A 19261-nucleotide genomic window follows, 5' to 3' on the forward strand; every position below is an offset into this window, starting at 1 on the left:
GAACCGTAGTATCTTCACGCTTGCGCACTGATCATCTCTCAGATCGGTTGCGATCACCGCGACCCTCCGGGAGAGTTGAGCACGCCAAGGATCCCGCACACCCGGAGGGGAAACCGGGAAGTACTCCGGGATCCCGCATTCGAAGCCGGTCGCGCAGTTACACGCCATGTAGTCACACAATAGAATTGATTGCTCACGGTTTATGTGACGAATAGCCCGGAAACTGCCTGACCCACCGCAGTTCACCGGGCAGTGTTCTGCCCCGGGCGGCTCCGAAGCGGCGGCGCAGCCAGTCGACGCACGACTCCGGGGGGAGCAACCATGACCTTGCCGTTCTCGCGGCGGAAAGACGCCGAGACGGCCGACGGCGGCGGCAGTACACGGATCGACGACGCCTTGGCCGACGTACCGGCCCCCGAAGCCCCGTACGACTACGCCCACTTCAGCCGACTCGCCGGACCGGCCCTCGACCCCGGCGACGGGGTCTACCGGACCGACGCCTGGACCGACGCCTGGGCCGACACCCGAATACACCCCGACGACGGCGCCCGCACCGACACCGGTACCGGCACCGACGCGGAAACGGAAGCCGAGCCCGGCACCGGATCCGCGCCCTACCGCGTCCAGTACCGCAGCCTGCTGCGCCGCGAGCCGCACCGGATCCGCGCCGCCCTGCTGCTGATGGCCGCCCCGCTCGTGGAAGCGGTGCTGCTGGTCTGGCTGTTACTGCCCGAACACTGGCCCGAGCGCCCCGGCGAGACGGACGCGTGGCTGCTCACCGCCGACAAGGTGATGATCGGGATCATCGCCGTCGTCGAGGTGTTCCGGCTGGTCAACGTGGTCTCCAACGCCCACGCCACCCTCGTCGCCCGCGATCCCGTCCCGGTCACGCCCGAGCGCGGCACCAGGGTCGCCTTCCTCACCACCTGCGTGCCGGGCAAGGAGCCCGCGGAGATGGTCCGGGCCACGCTCACCGCCGCGCTCGCCGTGCGGCACGAAGGCCCCTACGACGTCTGGCTGTTGGACGAGGGAAACGATCCTGCGATGCGCGCGCTCTGCGCCGAGCTGGGCGTCCGCCACTTCAGCCGCTTCGGCCGGCCGCACTGGAACCGGCCCGAGGGCAGGTTCCGCGCCAAGACCAAGCACGGCAACTACAACGCCTGGCTCCAGGCGCACGGCGACGACTACGACTTCTGGGTGTCGGTCGACACCGACCACGTCCCGCTGCCGGACTTCTGCGAGCGCATGCTCGGCTACTTCCGCGACCCCGACGTGGCATTCGTCGTCGGCCCCCAGGTGTACGGGAACTACCGCAGCTCGGGCTCGGCGGTCACCAAATTCTCCGAGAGCCAGCAGTACCTCTTCCACGCGCTGATTCAGCGCGCCGGAAACCGCTACGGGGCGCCGATGTTCGTCGGCACGAACAACGCCGTGCGAATCGGCGCGCTCCAGTCGATCGGCGGGTTGTACGACTCCATCACGGAGGACATGGCGACCGGTCTGGAGTTCCACCGGAGCCGCAACCCCCGGACCGGTGCCCGCTGGAAGTCCGTCTACACCCCGGACGTCCTGGCGGTCGGCGAGGGCCCGTCCTCCTGGACCGACTTCTTCTCCCAGCAACTGCGCTGGAGCCGCGGCACGTACGAGACCCTCCTCACCCAGTACTGGCGGGTGATGTGGAAGCTCTCCCCCGGGCGGCTGCTCAACTACTCGCTGATGGTCTGCTTCTACCCGATGGCCGCGCTGACCTGGCTCCTCGGGGCGGTCTCCAGTGTGCTCTACCTCGTCTTCGGGGCATCCGGCGTCCACGTCTCCTCGGAGATCTGGATGATGCTCTACAGCGACGCCGCCGCGCTCCAGCTCCTGCTCTACACCTGGAACCGCAAGCACAACGTGAGCCCGCACGAACCGGCCGGCTCCTCCGGGGTCGCGGGCATGGTGATGTCGGCGCTCTCCGGGCCGGTCTACGCGGCCGCCCTGGTGCAGGCCGCGCTGCGGCTGCGCAGCCGCTTCGTCGTTACGCCGAAGGGCGGCTCGGCCAGCCCCGACCGGCTCTCCACGTTCCGGCTGCACCTGTTCTGGACGGTCGTGTTCGGGGCCGCGATCGTCGCGTCCTTCTTCACCGGCCACGACCACGCGGCCATGCGCACCTGGGCGTTCATCGCCCTCGTCCTGACACTGCTGCCCCTGCTGGTGACCGCCGCGGATACCGTCCGGCGCCGGCGGGCCAGGCCCACGGCCACGCTCACCGTGACCGGGGGCGGCCCCTCGGCCACCGCCGTCCGGGTGGACCAGCCCACCGTCCAGCTGCGCCGGCCGGTCCTCCTCGACCCCGCCGCACTCGACCCCGCCGCACTCGACCGGGAGTCGCGGGACCACTCGGGCCTCGACCAGCCCACGCTGGAACTCCGGAGGCCGCCGCAGCCCCGGCAGGCCGAGCCCTCCTCCACCCGCTGAGCGAATGCCCGCCGAGCGGCTGCCCGTCGGGCGTTCACCGCGATCACCCACCGAACAGCCACTCGCCGAACAGCCACTTGCCGAACAGCCACCCGTCGAACCGGCCCACGAGGGGACCGATCACCGTGAAGATCCACAACGCCGGACGGACCAGGCGCTTCGCCCTCGGCAGCACGGTCGCCCTGACCGTGGCCGGGATGAACGCGCCCGCCGTCCTCGGCTTCGCCTCCGACCAGTACCACCAGTACGTGATCAACCGCCCCGAGTACAAGGCGGAGTACGGCCACTGGCAGACCCTCACGCTGCCCGCCGAGTTCCGGGTCAACGCCGTCCACGCCACGCTCCTGCGCACCGGCAAGGTCCTGATCGTGGCCGGCTCCGGCAACGACGAGAAGGCCTTCGGCGCGGGCACGTTCAAGAGCCTCCTCTGGGACCCGGCGAAGAACACCTACAAGCTCGTCCCGACCCCGGACGACATGTTCTGCGGCGGCCACACCTCGCTGCCCGACGGCCGGGTGCTGGTCGCCGGCGGCACCCAGCGGTACGAGAAGCTGGACGGCGCCGTGAAGAAGGCCGCCGGCACCATGCGCGTGCGCAACGAGAGCCCCGAACGCGCCCGGACGTTCCCCAAGGGCACCGTCTTCGTCGCCCCGAACGGCCGCGAGTACGCCTCCACCGCCGACGTGACCGTCCCGGCCGCGGTGAAGACCGGCTCGGGCACCGGGACCGTCGTGACGGCCAGCGAGCAGCACGTGTTCGTCGAGGCCGTCGGGGAGGGCAAGGACTACCTCACCGACGCCCGTGCGCAGTACCGGATCAAGGGCCTGAGCGGCGTGGACGCCCACAACCTGTACGGCATGAACGACAAGATGACTTTGGAGAAGCAGGAATACCAGGGCATCCGCGCGGCGTTCGAGTTCAACCCGGACACCGAACTGTACGGGCAGGTCACCGACATGACCCACGCCCGGTGGTACCCGACGCTCACCGGGCTCGGCGACGGCCGGGTGGTCACGGTGTCCGGCCTCGACGACACCGGACAGATCCTCAACGGCAACGACAACGAGGTCTACGACCCCAGGTCCAAGACCTGGGCCAAGGCCCCCGACCGCTACTTCCCCACCTACCCGTCGCTCTTCCTGACCACCTCCGGCAAGCTCTTCTACTCCGGTTCCAACGCCGGCTACGGCCCCGCCGACAAGGGCCGCGAGCCGGGCCTGTGGGACCTGACGAACAACGGCTTCCAGCCCGTCCCGGGCCTGCGCGACCCCGGCCTCACCGAGACCTCGTCCTCGGTGCTGCTGCCGCCCGCGCAGGCGCAGAAGGTGATGGTGCTCGGCGGCGGGGGCGTCGGCGAGTCGCCGCTGTCCAGCGCCCGCACGGACATCGCCGACCTCTCCGCGCCGGAGCCCGCCTTCACCCCCGGTCCCGACCTGCCCGCCGGCGGCACCCGGTACCTCAACAGCGTGATCCTGCCGGACGACACCGTCTTCACCACCGGCGGCTCCAGCGGCTACCGCGGCAAGAGCGGCAGCGACCTGCTCAAGGCGCAGGTCTACCACCCCGGCACCAACACCTTCACCAAGGCCGCCGAACCGACCGTCGGCCGCGACTACCACTCCGAGGCGCTGCTGCTCCCCGACGGCCGGGTCGCCGTGCTCGGCTCCAACCCGCTCTTCGCCGACGACGCCAACACCACGCCCGGCGGCTTCGAGCAGCGGATCGAGATCTACACCCCGCCGTACCTGTACCACGGCGACCGCCCGCAGGTCACCGCCGCGCCCGAGGGGGCCAGGCTCGGCAGCACCGTCACCGTCGGCGCGGCGCGCCCGGACGCCGTCACCACGGCCAAGCTGATCCGGCCGAGTTCGGTCACCCACGTGACGGACGTCGAGCAGCGGTCGGTGGCCCTGGACATCACCGGCCGCACGGCGGAAGGCGTCTCGCTCACGCTGCCGGGCAACCCCAACCTGCTGCCGCCCGGCTGGTACATGCTGTTCCTGACGGACTCCGCCGGTACCCCGTCCGTCGCACGCTGGATCCAGGTGACGGGCTGACCCTCCTGGACCGCTGGGAGGCGGCCCGCGGACAGCTCAACGGCCCGCGGACGGCTCAACGCCCGCGGACGGGTCAGCGGGCCGCCCTCGCCAGCCCCAGCGCGTACGGCAGCCAGAACTCGCCCGCCCGGGGCTCGCCCCGGCCGCACTCGCCGTCGGACTCCCCCGGGTTCTTGATCCACAGGTAGGCGTCCACCCCGGGCCGGCCGGTGTCGGTCGTCGGCGGCTCGCCGAGCGCGCGGCCCGGCGGGTTGCACCAGGAGTCGCCGCCCAGCGGGCCGTTGCCGTTGCGGCTGGTGTCGACGACGAAGCGCTTCCCGCCCAGCGCGGCCGACAGCTGTCCCCCGTACGCCGCGTTGGCGTCGGTACCGTAGAAGTTGGAGACGTTCACGGCGAAGCCGTCCGCGACGGCGACCCCGGACTTGCGCAGCGCGTCCGCCATCGCCGACGGGTCCTGCGACCAGCCGGGGTTGCCCGCGTCCAGGTACACCCGCACCTGCGGACGCTTCTTCAGCTCCTGGACGGCGAAGGCCAGCAGTCCGTACCGCTCGGCGGCGAGATCGCCCTTCACCCCGCACGCGTCCAGGGTGTGGGCGACGGCGTCCGGCTCCACGATCACCCAGGCCTTGCGGTCGCCCAGCGCCTCCGCGACACCGGTGATCCAGGCCCGGTACGACGCGGCGTCGGCGGCGCCGCCGGCCGAGTACTGGCCGCAGTCGCGGTGCGGGATGTCGTAGGCGACGAAGACCGGCGTCCGGTCGACCGCGGCCGCGCGGCGGCTCACCTGCTCCGCGATGCTCGGGGCGTTCTGCTCGCCGAGCCACTGCGAGGACGGCTGGGCCGCGATCCGCAGCAGGTCGGCCGCCTCCGCCGTCCGGCCCTGGCCGCGCAGGGCGGCCGACTGGCGGGCGGCGGAGGTCTGGTCGGAGACGTAGAAGGTCTGGTTGGGCAGTTGGGCGAGGCCCCCGTCCGCCTGTGGGGATGGTGGCGCAGGCGTCTGCGCGGCGGAGTTCGGTGGCGCCCCGGAGGGCGTCGGACCACCCCCCGGTCCCGATCCGCCACAGCCCGCCGTAGCCGCCAACAGTCCCGTCAGGGCCGCCCCCACGGCCCACCGGACACCCGATATCCGCCCAACCCGGCGCACGTGCCGCCCCTCCCCGGACCGGGTCCGGCGACCCGGTCGGGCACCAGCTAAGCACACCGGCCGCAGCCCGGCGGCCACCCGCGGTGAACGGCGGATGGACACGAACGGACGGGGTGTCGGGCCCGTCCGTCCGGCCGATCGTCCGTCCGACCTGCAGACTGACCGACCAACCGGCAGACCAACCGGCCGACTGACCGGCCGGCCGGTGCGCCGCGGGTCAGTCCTTCTTGAGGTTCGGGATCCGCCAGTCGATGGCGTCGGCGCCGAACCCTTCCAGCGCGGCGTTGATCTGCGAGAACGGGCGGCTGCCGAAGAACAGCTTGGCGGACAGCGGGGACGGGTGCGCGCCCTGCACCACCACGTGCTTGGTGGTGTCGATCAGCGGCAGCTTCTTCTTCGCGTAGTTGCCCCACAGCACGAAGACCACCGGCTCCTCGCGCTCGCTCACCGCCTTGATCACGGCGTCGGTGAACTTCTCCCAGCCCTTCGCCTTGTGCGAGTTGGCCTCGTGCGCGCGGACGGTGAGCACCGCGTTGAGCAGCAGCACGCCCTGCTCGGCCCAGTGCATCAGGTAGCCGTTGTCCGGAGCGGGGATGCCGAGGTCGGCGTCCATCTCCTTGAAGATGTTGCGCAGCGACGGCGGCGTCCTGGTGCCCGGCAGCACCGAGAAGCTCATGCCGTGGGCCTGGCCGTCGTCGTGGTACGGGTCCTGGCCGAGCACGAGCACCCGGACCTTCTCGTACGGCGTGGCCTCCAGCGCGGCGAACTCCTGGCCGCTCGGCGGGAACACCTGGTGCTCCGCCCGCTGGGCCGCCACGAAGGCCGCCAGCTCGGCGAAGTACGGCTTCTCCGTCTCGGCGCCCAGCACCTCGCGCCAGGACCCGGGCAGCTCCAGCCCACCGCCCGCGCCGGCCTCGACCGTGCTCGCCTCGACCGTGTCCGTCACGACATCTACCTCCCACACAGCGGCTGTTCGGCCGCACGCCCTCTTGCACCCCGAACGCTACACAGGCCCACCGACAGCTCGCTCCGCAGGAGCGGGGGCGGGGAGTGTGGAAGGGGTGGAGATGACGGCGAGAGCGGCGACACATCACTCCGCAGCAGCGGGGGCGGACGGCGAGGAGGGGGTGGGGATAACAGTCGGTGAGGAGGGGGTGGGGATGGCAGCCGGTGAGGCTTCCGGTGCCTCCCCTGGCTCCCCTGGCTCCCCTGTGGCGACCCGCGCCACGATGAGGTGTTCCACCACGTTGAGCGCCACCAGCAGCACCGCCAGAGCCACGAGTACCGCCAGCGCCGGCAGGTTGATCATCGCGGGCAGCAGGCCCAGCACCAGCAGCGCCGCGGTGATGCGCGTGGTCGCCACCTTGCGGAACATCATCCACCGGGTGTAGCCGAAGGTCAGCAGGTACAGCCCGCAGCCGCCGTACAGCAGCGCCACCGCACCGGGACCGAGCGCGCGCCAAGGGTCCGCGACCGTCTCGCCGAAGCCGACCGCGACGCCGATCACGCCGGCGACGAGCGCCAGGTGCCCGTACTGGAAGATCCGCCGGACGACGTCCCGGCGCGAGTCGGTGACCTCGACGGCGTGCCGCATGGCGTCCGCCGCGTAGACGAAGTACTGCCACCACAGGCCCGCCGAGATGGTGAACGCGGCCGCGACGGCGGTGAGTTCGGGCGCGTCCAGCCGGGCCCGGGCGGCCGTCGCGCCGATCCCGACGATCGACTCGCCGAGCGCGACCAGCAGGAAGGTCGCGAACCGTTCCGGCATGTGCGACGGGTGGTACGCCACCGCCGCGAGCCGCCGCCGGAACAGCACCGGTGCGGCGAGGTCGCACGCCGCCGCCGCGGCCCACAGCGCGAGCCGCGGCCCGTCCGGCAGCAGTCCGCCGACCACCAGCAGCGGCCCGCTGACCAGCACCCCGACCCCGTACGGGCCGCGCCAGACGCCCGGGACGCGGATCAGCAGGACGACCAGCACCACCCGCGCGAGCCAGTACCCGGCGCCGAGCAGCACGCCCCGCCCGCCCCACGCGCCCGGCACGGCGAGCGCCATGAACAGGCCCGCCAGGCCGACCAGCAGGATGCCGACGCGGTCCCGCAGGTTGTCCACGTCCCGGATGTTGGCCTGCACCGTCGTGCCGACCCAGCACCAGTACACCGGCACGAACACGACGAGCGCCTCGGCGACGCCCCGCCAGTCGTGGTGGTGGTGCAGCAGGCCGGAGACCTGCGTGACCGCGAAGACGAAGACCAGGTCGAAGTAGAGCTCGGCCCAGGTGACCCGCTTCTCCCCGACCGCCGGCTCCCCCGTGGTGACCATCCGTCCGTTCCTCCCCACACGTACGAGTTCCGCGGACGCAAAGGGCCCCGTCTCCGGCCGGCGGCAGGAGACGGAGCCCGATTCGGCACCGCGGAGGCCAGGTCAGGACGCTAGATCAGCTCGACCAGGTCCGCGATCGACTTGACCACGCGGGTCGGCCGGTACGGGAAGCGCTCCACGTCGGCCGCGGCGGTCAGGCCGGTGAGCACCAGGATCGTCTCCATGCCGGCCTCCATGCCCGCGACGATGTCGGTGTCCATCCGGTCGCCGATCATGACGGCGCTCTCGGAGTGGGCGCCGGCGCTGTTCAGCGCCTCGCGCATCATCAGCGGGTTGGGCTTGCCGACGAAGTACGGCTCGACGCCGGTGGCCTTGGTGATCAGCGCGGCGACCGAGCCGGTGGCCGGCAGCACGCCCTCGGTGGACGGGCCGGTCTCGTCGGGGTTGGTGCAGATGAACCGGGCACCCTGGTTGATCAGGCGGATCGCCTTGGTCAGCGCCTCGAAGCTGTAGGTGCGGGTCTCGCCGAGGACGACGTAGTCCGGGTTGTTGTCGGTCAGCACGTAACCGGCCTGGTAGAGCGCGGTGGTGAGACCCGCCTCGCCGATCACGTACGCGGTGCCGCCGGGCCGCTGGCCCTTGAGGAACTTGGCGGTCGCCAGGGCCGACGTCCAGATGCACTCCTCGGGGACCTCAAGGCCCATGCCGGCCAGGCGGGCGCTGAGGTCGCGCGGGGTGTAGATGGAGTTGTTGGTGAGGACCAGGAACGGCTTGCCGGACTCCCGGAGCCGGCGCAGGAACTCCTCCGCGCCGGGGATCGGCGTGCCCTCGTGGATGAGGACGCCGTCCATGTCGGTCAGCCAGGACTCGATGGGCTTGCGGTCTGCCACGTGCGTGTCTCCCGAAGTGTTGCGACGTCTTGCGAAGGCCCTGACGCGGCACAGCCTAATCGGCACACCTGAACGACGGCAGCACGGTCCGTTCACCGGAACGGGGCCGGGCACGCGGCCGGGGCGGGACCGGGACCGGGCCGCCCCGGAGCGGCCCCGGAACCGCCCCGCAGCCGCCCCGCAGCCGCGACGTGGCTGGACGGGACGGCCGGACCGCCCGTGATTGAGTGGACGCATGAGCCCCGACGAGACCCCCCGCCCGTTCCGCGTCGGCCTGATCGGCTACGGCCTGGCCGGTTCCGCCTTCCACGCCCCGCTCATCGCGACCACCCCCGGCCTGCGGCTGGACGCCGTGGTCACCGCCAACCCGGAGCGCCGCGCGCAGCTGCAGCGCGAGCACCCCGGCGCCCGCGCGGTCGACACGCCCGAGCAGCTGCTGGCCGACCCGGACGCGCTGGACCTGGTCGTCATCGCCTCGCCCAACCGCACCCACGCCCCGCTCGCCCGCGCCGCCCTGCGCGCCGGGCTGGCCACCGTCGTCGACAAGCCGCTGGCCGGCACCGCCGCCGAGGCGCTGGAGCTGTGCCGGCTGGCGGAGTCGCGGAACGTCCTGCTCTCGGTCTTCCAGAACCGCCGCTGGGACGGCGACTTCCTGACCGCCGCCCGCCTCGTCCGGGGCGGCGCGCTGGGCCGGGTGCACCGGTTCGAGTCCCGGTTCGAGCGCTTCCGGCCGAAGCCGAAGCCGGGCTGGCGCGAGCTCGCCGACCCGGCCGAGGCCGGCGGCACCCTGTACGACCTGGGCAGCCACCTGGTCGACCAGGCGCTGACGCTGTTCGGGCCGGTCGAGACGGTGTACGCGGAGATCGACGTCCGGCGGGACGGCGCGGTCGTGGACGACGACGCGTTCCTGGCCCTCACCCACGCCTCCGGCACCCGCTCCCACCTGTGGACGAGCGCCCTCACCCCGCTGCTCGGGCCCCGGCTGCGGGTGCTCGGCGACGCCGCCGGGTACGTCAAGTCCGGCATGGACCCGCAGGAGGCCGACCTGCGCTCCGGCCTGCGCCCCGACGGCGACCGTCCGTGGGGCGCCGACCAGCCCGCGCACTACGGCACGCTCGGCACCGACGAGGCACCGATCCCCCTCCCCACCGACCCGGGCGACTACCCGGCCTTCTACGCGGGCATCGTCGCCGCCCTGGCCGACCCCGGCACCCCGGCCCCGGTCGACCCGCACGACGCGGTCGCCACGCTCACCGTCCTGGAAGCGGCCCGCACCTCGGCCGCCACGGGCACGACGGTCCGCCTGGGCTGACGGTCGGGGGCGTACGGAGTACGCGTGCCGCCGCCCGCCGGCACCGGAGACCGGCGGGCGGCGGCGATGGATCCGCCTCCTGCAAGCACGCTCGCGGTACGAACGGGCGGCCTTCGGGCGTCGGACCGGCATGGGTGGCGCGGCCGGTCACACGCCGATGACCTCCACCGCCGACGCCAGTCCGCGGAAGTCGGCCACGTTGCGGGTGTAGAGCGGCAGGCCGTGGGCGGAGGCGACGGCGGCGATCATGAGGTCGATCCGGCGCGGGCGGGGCTGGCGGCCGGCCGCGATGGTGAGGGTGACGAGGGTGCCGTAGCGGGCGGCGGCGGCCGCGTCGAACGGCAGCGGGTCGAAGTCGGCCATCGCGGCGCCGAGCACCTCCAGGCGGGCCGCCCGGCTGATCGGGTCGCGGGCCATCGACACGCCCTGCTGGAGTTCGGCGAAGGTGATCGCGGTGAGCTCCGGCACGGCGGGCAGGTCGGCCGGGCTGAGCAGCGCGAGGTCGATGTAGACGCACGTGTCGAGGACCCCGGCGGGCCGGCGCCGGGAGGCCCGCCGACGCTCAGCCACGCCGGCGCTCGAACGGGTCGTCGCCGTCGTCGCCCACCAGTTCCTCGGGGCCGAAGTCCTCCTCGGCCTCCTTGCGCATCTGCTGGTAGTCCACGCGCGGCAGCTTCACGTGCCGCGCGACCAGCTCCTCCGCCGTGAGCCGTCGCCGGCTCGACACCGGCCGCAGCTCGGCGACCTCGACCCCGTTCCTGGTGATGTGGAAGGTCTCCCCCGCCTCGACGGCGTCCATCACCGCGGCGGAGTTGTTCCGGAACTCCCGCTGGGTAATCGTCTTCACCCTTCCAAGGTAGCCCCGTGTAGCACAGCCGGCTACACCTCCGGCGGTGCCTCCTCCGCGCCCGCTCCGGGCATCCACCGGGACATCTCGTGTACGCCGGAAGCCGGAACGTCGTACGATCGTCGTCACCGTCCTGCGAGTCCGTCAGGCGAGTCCGCCGGGTGAGTCCGCCGGGCACCGAGCGAAGGGAGCACACCGTGACCGTGATCGCGATGCTGTTCGGCCTGCTCCGGGTGCTGACCGGCGAGCTGCTCACCGAGGGCGGATCGCTCGCCTCCGTGGCGACCGTCGCCGCCGTGGTGCTGCTGGCCGGTGCCGTCGCGGGCACGCTCGCCGGGGCCCGGCTGCTGGGGGCGCGCGCTCCCGCCGCCGTCCGCAACGGCATGCTGCGGCGCCGTGCGTTCCGTACGGCCTTCCTGTCCCAGCGCGATCCGGACGCCCGGGGCCGGCGACGCCCCAGGGCACCCGGCGCGGCCCCGGCGGCCGCGTAGCGCCCGGGTCCGTCCGGCGCGGTTCCCAGTCCGGTTCTCCGGCCGGGTCTTGCCGCCCGGCTTCCGGCTGGTTCCCCAGTCCGGTTCCCCATCCCCGCCGTTCCCCGCGGCCGCCCTCCGTCGATCACCCATGTCCCGAGACCCCGGAGGGCTCGCTCCACCATGTCCGTTCTCGCCGTTCTCGACCCTGCCGTCGCCGTCGCCCACACCGTCGTCGCCGGGCTCGCCCACGTCGTCCCGACCGCGCTCGCGATCGTCCTGTTCACCGTCGCCGTCCGCCTCGCCCTGCACCCGCTCGCGCGGGCCGCGGCGCGCGGGGAGAAGGACCGCGCCCGCCTCGCCCCGAAGATCGCCGAGCTGAACCGCAAGCACAAGGACCGCCCGGAGAAGCTCCGCGAGGCGATGGCGGACCTGCACCAGAAGGAGCAGGTCTCGCCGCTGGCCGGCTGCCTGCCGGCGCTCGTGCAGATCCCGTTCTTCTCGGTGATGTACCGGCTGTTCACCACCTCCGACGACCTGCAGAGCCACACCGTGTTCGGCACCCCGCTCGGCCTGCACGTCGCGAACGCCCACGGCGCCGGGCAGCTGGCGGTGTTCGGCGTGCTGTACGCGGGGCTGGCGGCCGTCGGGTACGTGAACTTCCGCCGGGCCCGGCGCGCGGCAGCGGCGGCGCAGACCGCCCAGCCGGGGGCGGCGTTCCTGCCGTACCTGTCGTTCGGGACGGTCCTGTTCGCGGCGCTGGTGCCGCTGGCGGCGGCGCTGTACCTGGTGACGTCGGGGGTGTGGACGGCGACCGAGCGGGCCCTGCTGCACCGCGGCGGGGCGCCGGTGCCGACGCTCGCGGTGGCGTGAGGTCCCGGACTCGGATCCGCTCCCCGCGTGCCCGGTCGCGCGGATGCGTGACGTCACGCGCGTGCACCGCCTGCCGCTCCTCCGGGTCGCCCCCGGCGGCGCGGTAGGCGGCGCGGCAGGCGGCCCGGGTCGGCGGGTCCGGTGGAGCGTCGGACCTCCACGCGGTCCGCGTTCCCGCCAGCCGGATTGACCTCCCCCACCGGATCTCCATGATCCCGACGTCCGGGGTCCAGCCGTCCGTGCGCGGGCGGGGTCCCGGCAGGTTCTACCCTGTGGTGGATCGTTCGATGATCGTTTCGGGACAGGACGTCCGGCGGGTCCCGCCGGACCGGTGGAGGGATTCGTCATGGTGGCTGCTCCGGCGCTTTCAGAGCTGCGCGAGGTGTGCCAGCCGCAGGCCAAGCTGCAGAGTCGCAACGGTGAGCACTGGGCGGGCCGGCTGTACATGCGCCGCCTCTCGTTGCGCACGACCCGGCAGCTGGTGCGGACCTCGGTGTCGCCGAACACCCTCACGTGGGTCATGGTGGTCTGCGGCGTCGGCGGCGGGGCGGCCCTGCTGATCCCCGGCCTGACGGGGGCCGTGCTCGCGGTGGTGCTGTTCCAGCTGTTCCTGCTGTTCGACTGCGTGGACGGCGAAGTGGCGCGCTGGAAGCGCCAGTTCAGCATGGCCGGGGTCTACGTCGACCGCCTCGGCGCCTACCTGGCGGACGCCGCGCTGATGATCGGCGCGGGCGTGCGGGCGGCCCGGGGCGGGTCGGAGCTGTGGGTGTCGGCCGGGCTGGCGGCGGCGCTCGGCGTGGTGCTGCTGAAGGCCTCGACGGACCTGGTGGACGTCGCCCGCGCCCGCAGCGGCGCGGCCCCGGCCGACGAGGAGTCGACCCAGCCGCGCTCCCAGGGCATCGCGACGGCCCGCCGGCTCGCGTCGGTGTTCAAGATCCACCGCGTGACGAACGGCATCGAGGCCTCGCTGGTGCTGCTCGCGGCGGCCGTCGCGGACGCGGCGGTGGGCGGGCTGACGCCGACCCGGGCCGCGCTCGCGGGGATCACGGTGATCACGTGGGGCATGGTGGTGGCGCACCTGGCATCGATCCTGTCGTCGTCGCGGCTGCGCTGACGCCGCACGGAGCGCACCGAGCGGTGGGTGGGGGGGCCCCCCGGGGGGGGGGGGGGCGGTGGGGGGGCGGGCGGGCCCGGGCCGCGCGCGGGGCCGACCCGCGGGCGCCGGGCCGCGGGCCCGGAGGGGGGGGGCCCCCGGGCTAGCTCTGTTGTGTCGGGGGGGGGGGGGCCGCCCCCCCCGCGCCCCCCCGCGGGGGGGGCCCCCCCCCCCGGGGGGGGGCCGCGGGCTCCTTGGCGTTCGCTCAGGCCCGGCGCAGCACGCGGCGCAGCCAGAGGGCGCCGGCTCCGAGGCCCGTCAGGGCGAGGCCGCCGCCGAGGAGGGCGGTGGTGTGGTCGGCACCGGTGGAGGCGAGCTGGGCGTCGGCCGCCGGGGCCTGAGGGGCGGGGGCCTGCGGCGCGGGGGTGGTGGACGGGGCCGCCGCCGGGGCGCTCGGGGTGCCGTCGGAGGCCGGCACGACGGGAACGGCCGGGGCCGAGGACGCCGGGGCGGAGGGCGCCGGGGCCGACGGGGCCGAGGTGGACGGAACCGGCTTCGGGGCGGAGGAGGACGGGGTCGGCTCGGGCGTCTTCGTGCCCGCGGGCTGGACCTGCACCTTCGCGCCCGTGGAGCACAGCGTGGTCCCCCAGAACGGCCGACCCTCGTTGACGAACACGCACGGGTTCACCTCGGTGGCGCCCGCCGGGGTCGTCGCGTCGTACGACACCCGCACCCGGGCCACGAGGTGGCCGCCCGCCCGGAGGCTGGAGTCGCGCCCCTGGAGGTAGACGCCGACCGGCTCCTCGGGCGTGTCACCGGGCACCTTGTCCAGCGTGCGCCAGCCCCCGTCCGCCGTCCGCACCTGGACGGTCGCGTGCTTGTCGACGAACAGGACGTTGCCGAGGTTGGTGTAGTCGGAGGGCGTGGGGTTGTCGAGGACGGCGTCGAACTCGATCGGCGCGCCGCCCGCGACGGCGGAGGCGGGCACGTGGGCGAGGGAGCTCCCGATCGACGTGACCTTGATCGTGCTGGTCGCCTCGGCCTCCACCCGGTCGTGGAGGTGCGGCGGGGTGGTGAGGTCGGAGCGCAGGGTGATCGAATCGAAGCCGCCGTTGGAGGCGCCGTCGTGGGCCAGGCCCATCGGCGCGCCGATCCGCAGGTCGACCTTGCGGGTCCGACCGGCCGGAACGGTGAGTCCGATCACCGTCCCCTCGTACACCACGCTCTCGTTGCCCCTGGTCATCGCCAGCGGCACCGACTTCCACGCGCCGTCGGCCGGGTCCTTGTAGTCGATGACGATCGAGTTCGGCGGCGCTCCGGCCCCGGTGGTGGTCTTCAGCTCCAGGTTGTAACCGGTCTCCTCCGAGCCCGAGTTGGTGATGTTCTCGGTGAACGCGACCGGCCCGCCGGCGAACCCGACCGAGGCCGGGGCCTGGACGGTGAGCGAGGTGTGCGACGGCTCCGCCGCGAAGGCGGCCGGGGCGGTGACCACAACCGATCCGCAGACAGCGGCTGCGCCCAGGGCGGCAGCAGCGACGACGGCGCGACGGGTACGACGGATACGAACGATGGTGGACATGGTTCCCCCCTGGAGCCGCGCTGCGGGCATGCCGCAGCAGCGCACTGATGGCTGATGGCTGGTCGAGAGCGGGCTGCAACTTCCGCGCACCCCGGGAGTTTGATCGTGGCTCCCTGCTTCTCACTGACATAGACGTTCATCCCGGCGATCGGTTGCAGGCGCTTCTCAAGATTCTTTTCGACCCCTCGGACCCGCCGGGAACGACCCCCTCGACCACCTCGACTACATATGACGCTGGACGACATATATAGTCGGGCGACATCAGGGGCGGCCCCGCCCCGCGCACACAGCCGCATCACCAGGGGAGGGGTTGGCACATGCAACTGACGTCCGCACCGGCCACCGACGAGGACCGGATCGCCGAGGGCGCTCCGCACCGCACGGAGCGCCGGACCGACCCGAGACGCTGGCTCCGGATCTGGGTGCTGTTCGCCGGGTACTTCGCCGAGGTCCTGTTCCGGCTCTACCTCGTGCGGGACTTCAGCTACCCGTCCGTCCACCCCGACGAGGAGTCGTACCTCGTCCTCGCCCGGGTCCTGGCCGGACACCCCACGACCGAGATGCCCGTCGGCGTCGTCATCCCGGGCGGATACCCCCTGCTCATCTCCCCCGCCCTGCGCATCGCCGACGACCCGTCCACCGCCTACCACCTCGTGATGGGCATCAACGCCCTGCTCAACGCGCTCGTCTTCCCCCTGGCCTGGGTCGGCCTGCGCCGCCTCGGCCTCGGACGGCCCCAGGCGTACGCGTTCGCCGCCGCGACGGCGCTGCTGCCGCCGCTCGTCTTCTACTCGGAGTTCGCACTGACGGACACCGTCATGCCGGTCCTCGTCCTGGCCTGGCTGCTCTGCCTGCACGGCTGGCTCGCGGACGGCACGACCCGCCGCCGCGCGTGGCACGCCGCCGGCGCCGGGCTGACCGCCGCCTACGCGATGGCCACGCACGACCGCGGCGGCGTCGTCGTCGCCCTCACCGGCGTGGTGTTCGCCGGGGTCCTGCTGCTGCGCTGGGCGCCGTGGCGCTCGACGGTGGCGGGCCTCGGCTCGCTGGGGGCGGGCGTCCTCGGCGCCAAGCTGCTGGACTCCTGGCTACGCGCGCGGTTCACCGTGCCGGCCAGCGACGTCGGCGGCTTCCTGTGGAAGGGCCTGACCGACCCGCAGGCGGCCTCGCGGACCCTGACCCGGACGGCCGGCCAGATCTGGTACGTCATCATCTCCACCTGGGGAGTCGCCGGAGTGGCCGTCGTGATCTGCCTGTTCGCCGTCTTCGACAAGCGCGTCACCCGGCCGTACCGGGTCGTCGGCGGGGTGCTGGTCGCGCTGCTCGTCGGCACCGCGCTGGCGGCGGCCGCCGCACTGCCGGACGACAAGCGGATCGACGACTGGGTGTACGCCCGCTACACGGCGTGCCTCGTCCCGGCGGCCTTCGTGATCGGCAGCGCGGCGCTGGCCCGACTCCGGGGGCGCGCCCTGGGCCGGACCCTGGCCGGGGCGGCCGGGCTCACGCTGGCACTCGGGGGTGCGGTGGTGCTGTCGGCCGGCCCGCTGCTCAAGACGCAGGCCTTCGTCGCCTGGGGCATGCCGGACGCCCTGTTCCTCGGCGGCGACTGGAGCTCGCTGCACATCATGCGGACGACCGCCATCGCGTTCGCCGTGCTCGGCCTCGTGGTCCTGCTGCGGACGATCACCTCGCGCCGGGCGGTCTGGCTCGCCGTCGCGCTGGCGCTGTTCGCCGGGTTCGCCACCGTCACGATCACCGACCGGATCAGCTACCCGCACTCGAACTGGCGCCGGAGCCTCGCCACCGGCTTCACCGAGCGGGCCGGCCTCCACCCGGACGACAGCGTCGTGTTCAGCTGGGACGGCGACTGGGGGATCCGCAGCACGCAGGCCTTCGAGGTCTACCGGGGCCGCGTCTGGTACCTCGACCCGCGCAACCGGCCGATCCCCGCGGCGGCCACGGCGGTCGTCATGCCCCCGGCCACCGAGGGCGCGGAGCCGGAGGCGGCCTGGCCGGGGCATCCGGCCGAATGGTTCGTCGAGCGGGTCGACCGGCAGCAGGGGTGGACGGTCTGGCGCCGGCGCTGAGCTCGGCACCTTCGGGATCAGGCGCCGCCGGGCTCTTCCAGGGGCTCTTCCCTGGGCTCTTCCAGGGGCTCTTCCACGGGCTCGGCGGCGCTCTCGTACGTGGTGCTCTCGTACTCGGCGCTCTCGTACGCGGCGAGGACGGTGGCCAGCAGGGCCGGGAAGCGCGCCTCCAGATCGGCCGAACGCAGCGCGGTGAGGCGGCGGTTGGCCTCCTCGCGCTGGCGGATGAGGCCGGACTCGCGCAGCACCTTGAAGTGGTGGCTGAGCGTGGACGGCGCGACGTCCACCGGGAAGGTGCCGCAGGCGCGCTCGGGCTCGGCGGCGAGGGTGCGCACGATCGTCATCCGGGTGGGGTCGGAGAGCGCGTGCAGCACGTCGAGCAGGTCGATGTCCTCGACTTCCGGGTGCGCGAGCGCCGTCCGGCGGCGGCTGGTGCTGCGGGGCACGGGTGGGCCTCCAGGTTCGGCGTCTTTCTTCGATGTTCGACAAACATCGAAGATGAGTGGTACTAATTTCGTCGTTCGTAGAACATCGTAGCTCCAGGGGGAACCGACATGCGCGCACTCGTGATGACCGCACCCGGCGGGGCGGAGAACTCGCAGGTCAAGGACGTCGAGACGGCGAAGCCCGGCCCCGGGCAGGTGGCCGTCGACGTCGCCTACGCCGGACTCAACTTCGTCGACGTCATGGCGCGGCGCGGTGACGGCGGCTACACCTCCGAGTGGCCGTACCTGCCGGGCAAGGAGGTGGCCGGGACGGTCCGGGCGCTCGGCGAGGGCGTCACGGGGCTCGCGGTCGGCGACCGGGTCGTGGCCGCACCGGTCGGCGGCGGACTGGCGGAGGTCGCCGTCGCCGAGGCCGCGCTCACCGTGCCCGTCCCGGACGGGGTCGGGCTGCGCGAGGCCGCGGCCGTCCCGCTGGGCCTGGCCACGTCCGTCCTGCTGCTCACCGACGCGGGGCGCTTCACCGCCGGCGACACCGTGCTCGTGCACTCGGCGGGCGGCGGGATCGGCAGCGCCGTCGCCCAGTTGGTGCCACTGCTGGGCGGGGGCCGGCTGCTCGGCACGGTGGGCCGGCCGGAGAAGGCCGCGGCGGCCGTCGCGGCCGGGTACGACGCGGCGTTCGCGCGCGACGAGGACCTGGTCGAGGCCGTCCGGAAGGCCACGGACGGGCAGGGCGTCGACCTGATCCTCGACCCGCTCGGCACCTCGGCCCTGCCGACCGACCTCGACCTCGCCGCCCCCGGCGGCCGGATCGTCCTCTTCGGCAACGCGGGCGGCGGCGCCGTCGACGCCCTGCCGCCGCTCGGCCGCCTCATGGCCGGCAACCTCACCGTCACCGGCTTCAGCCACCGCGGCCTGGCCGCCACCGCCCCCGCGAAGCTGGCCCGCGCGATCCGCCGAGCCATGGACTTCCTCGCCGGGGCCCACCTCCCCCTCCCCGTCACCGAACTGGCCGACCTCACCGACGTCCCCGCCGCCCACAACGCCATGGAGGCGGGGAGGGCGACGGGCAAGTACGTGGTGCGGGTGGCCGGTTGAGCGAGAAGTCGACTCGGCCGACTTCTCGCGCCCACCGACAGCCGTCGCATCCCCGGGCAGGCCACCGCCTCCTGGGATCCGCGGCCGGCCGCCCGAGGCCCCGTGCGTAGGAAGTCGGCTGGGTCGACTTCCCGCGCAGGACCTAACCACACGCCGGCGCAGCAGAAGCACCCACACCGAGACCACTGGGCGGGCCTCCCGTGGACGCCGCACAGGAAGTCGGCCACATCGACTTCCCGCGCAAGCCCCCGGCACAACCAAGCAGACCCCAAGGCGAACACCGCGCAGGAAGCCGGCGAGGTCGACCTCCTACGCAGGCCCTAACCACACGCCGGCGCAGAAGAAGCAGCCACACCGAGACCACTGGGCGGGCCTCCCGGAGAACGCCGCACAGAAAGTCGGCCCCATCGACTTCCTGCGCAAGGCGCTCCTTCGCCGGCTGCGGGAACGTTTCTGTCTCCCGGGCGGTCCGGGCGCGAGAAGTCGGCTGGGTCGACTTCTCGCGCCGGGCCCGCAGCCCTCGCAGCCCTCCCCGCCTAGGCGGTCTCAGAAACACATCTCCGACCCCACGCGACTCAAGGCGAGCTCGTA

At 73.3% G+C, this 19261-nt stretch carries 16 protein-coding genes; 8 read left to right on the forward strand and 8 right to left on the reverse strand.

Annotated elements, in window-relative coordinates; genetic code table 11:
- The first annotated feature begins 321 nt into the window (after window positions 1-321).
- Together ACFV4F_RS10205 and ACFV4F_RS10210 are read left to right on the forward strand one after the other, a co-directional pair.
- The gene (locus ACFV4F_RS10205) at window positions 322-2457 is read left to right on the forward strand and encodes a glycosyltransferase family 2 protein (RefSeq protein WP_380501493.1); all 2136 of its coding nucleotides are present in this window, start codon (window positions 322-324) and stop codon (window positions 2455-2457) included.
- A 197-nt stretch (window positions 2458-2654) separates the two neighbouring features.
- Window positions 2655-4514 (forward strand): galactose oxidase-like domain-containing protein, encoded by a 1860-nt coding sequence (locus ACFV4F_RS10210; protein WP_380501611.1) that lies wholly within the window; start codon window positions 2655-2657, stop codon window positions 4512-4514.
- Window positions 4515-4587: 73 nt separating this feature from the next.
- On the opposite strand, the gene ACFV4F_RS10215 is transcribed toward ACFV4F_RS10210, so the two are convergent.
- The 4 genes from ACFV4F_RS10215 to ACFV4F_RS10230 all read right to left on the reverse strand — a co-directional run bounded on the left by ACFV4F_RS10215 (window position 4588) and on the right by ACFV4F_RS10230 (window position 8868).
- On the reverse strand, window positions 4588-5595 hold the full coding sequence (locus tag ACFV4F_RS10215; protein ID WP_380501495.1) for a glycoside hydrolase family 6 protein: 1008 nt from the start codon (window positions 5593-5595) through the stop codon (window positions 4588-4590).
- A 280-nt stretch (window positions 5596-5875) separates the two neighbouring features.
- On the reverse strand, window positions 5876-6604 hold the full coding sequence (locus tag ACFV4F_RS10220) for a uracil-DNA glycosylase (protein WP_380435187.1): 729 nt from the start codon (window positions 6602-6604) through the stop codon (window positions 5876-5878).
- A 144-nt stretch (window positions 6605-6748) separates the two neighbouring features.
- The gene (locus ACFV4F_RS10225; protein WP_380501497.1) at window positions 6749-7978 is read right to left on the reverse strand and encodes a low temperature requirement protein A; all 1230 of its coding nucleotides are present in this window, start codon (window positions 7976-7978) and stop codon (window positions 6749-6751) included.
- A 110-nt stretch (window positions 7979-8088) separates the two neighbouring features.
- Window positions 8089-8868, reverse strand: a complete 780-nt coding sequence (locus tag ACFV4F_RS10230) for an HAD-IIA family hydrolase (protein ID WP_380435185.1) — start codon at window positions 8866-8868, stop codon at window positions 8089-8091.
- A 235-nt stretch (window positions 8869-9103) separates the two neighbouring features.
- On the opposite strand from ACFV4F_RS10230, the gene ACFV4F_RS10235 reads away from it, so the two are divergent.
- A complete protein-coding gene (locus ACFV4F_RS10235) occupies window positions 9104-10180 on the forward strand; it encodes a Gfo/Idh/MocA family oxidoreductase (RefSeq protein WP_380501499.1) in 1077 nt (358 codons plus the stop codon).
- Window positions 10181-10327: 147 nt separating this feature from the next.
- Here ACFV4F_RS10235 and ACFV4F_RS10240 read toward each other — a convergent pair whose 3' ends face one another.
- A complete protein-coding gene (locus ACFV4F_RS10240; RefSeq protein WP_359960592.1) occupies window positions 10328-10750 on the reverse strand; it encodes a type II toxin-antitoxin system VapC family toxin in 423 nt (140 codons plus the stop codon).
- On the reverse strand, window positions 10743-11027 hold the full coding sequence (locus ACFV4F_RS10245; RefSeq protein WP_380435183.1) for a type II toxin-antitoxin system Phd/YefM family antitoxin: 285 nt from the start codon (window positions 11025-11027) through the stop codon (window positions 10743-10745). The genes ACFV4F_RS10240 and ACFV4F_RS10245 overlap by 8 nt, the downstream gene beginning before the upstream one ends.
- 197 nt (window positions 11028-11224) lie before the next feature.
- Here ACFV4F_RS10245 and ACFV4F_RS10250 point away from each other — a divergent pair, with 197 nt between their 5' ends.
- The 3 genes from ACFV4F_RS10250 (at window position 11225) to ACFV4F_RS10260 (ending at window position 13484) form a co-directional block, all read left to right on the forward strand.
- Complete coding sequence (locus tag ACFV4F_RS10250; protein WP_380435182.1) at window positions 11225-11518, forward strand: DUF6412 domain-containing protein; 294 nt, start codon at window positions 11225-11227, stop codon at window positions 11516-11518.
- A gap of 162 nt (window positions 11519-11680) precedes the next feature.
- The gene (locus ACFV4F_RS10255; RefSeq protein ID WP_380501501.1) at window positions 11681-12370 is read left to right on the forward strand and encodes a YidC/Oxa1 family membrane protein insertase; all 690 of its coding nucleotides are present in this window, start codon (window positions 11681-11683) and stop codon (window positions 12368-12370) included.
- 346 nt (window positions 12371-12716) lie between these two features.
- On the forward strand, window positions 12717-13484 hold the full coding sequence (locus tag ACFV4F_RS10260) for a CDP-alcohol phosphatidyltransferase family protein (protein ID WP_380435180.1): 768 nt from the start codon (window positions 12717-12719) through the stop codon (window positions 13482-13484).
- A gap of 244 nt (window positions 13485-13728) precedes the next feature.
- Here ACFV4F_RS10260 and ACFV4F_RS10265 read toward each other — a convergent pair whose 3' ends face one another.
- Window positions 13729-15042 (reverse strand): hypothetical protein, encoded by a 1314-nt coding sequence (locus ACFV4F_RS10265; protein ID WP_380501503.1) that lies wholly within the window; start codon window positions 15040-15042, stop codon window positions 13729-13731.
- Between the two features lie 317 nt (window positions 15043-15359).
- Between ACFV4F_RS10265 and ACFV4F_RS10270 the strand changes: the two genes are divergently transcribed.
- Complete coding sequence (locus ACFV4F_RS10270; RefSeq protein ID WP_380501505.1) at window positions 15360-17129, forward strand: hypothetical protein; 1770 nt, start codon at window positions 15360-15362, stop codon at window positions 17127-17129.
- Between the two features lie 17 nt (window positions 17130-17146).
- Here ACFV4F_RS10270 and ACFV4F_RS10275 read toward each other — a convergent pair whose 3' ends face one another.
- On the reverse strand, window positions 17147-17575 hold the full coding sequence (locus tag ACFV4F_RS10275; RefSeq protein ID WP_380501507.1) for an ArsR/SmtB family transcription factor: 429 nt from the start codon (window positions 17573-17575) through the stop codon (window positions 17147-17149).
- Window positions 17576-17683: 108 nt separating this feature from the next.
- Here ACFV4F_RS10275 and ACFV4F_RS10280 point away from each other — a divergent pair, with 108 nt between their 5' ends.
- Window positions 17684-18670: a zinc-binding alcohol dehydrogenase family protein gene (locus ACFV4F_RS10280; RefSeq protein ID WP_380501509.1), complete on the forward strand. Its 987-nt coding sequence runs from the start codon at window positions 17684-17686 to the stop codon at window positions 18668-18670.
- Window positions 18671-19261 lie beyond the last annotated feature (591 nt).

The organism is Kitasatospora sp. NPDC059722 (assembly GCF_042733235.1).
Taxonomy (GTDB): Bacteria; Actinomycetota; Actinomycetes; order Streptomycetales; family Streptomycetaceae; genus Kitasatospora.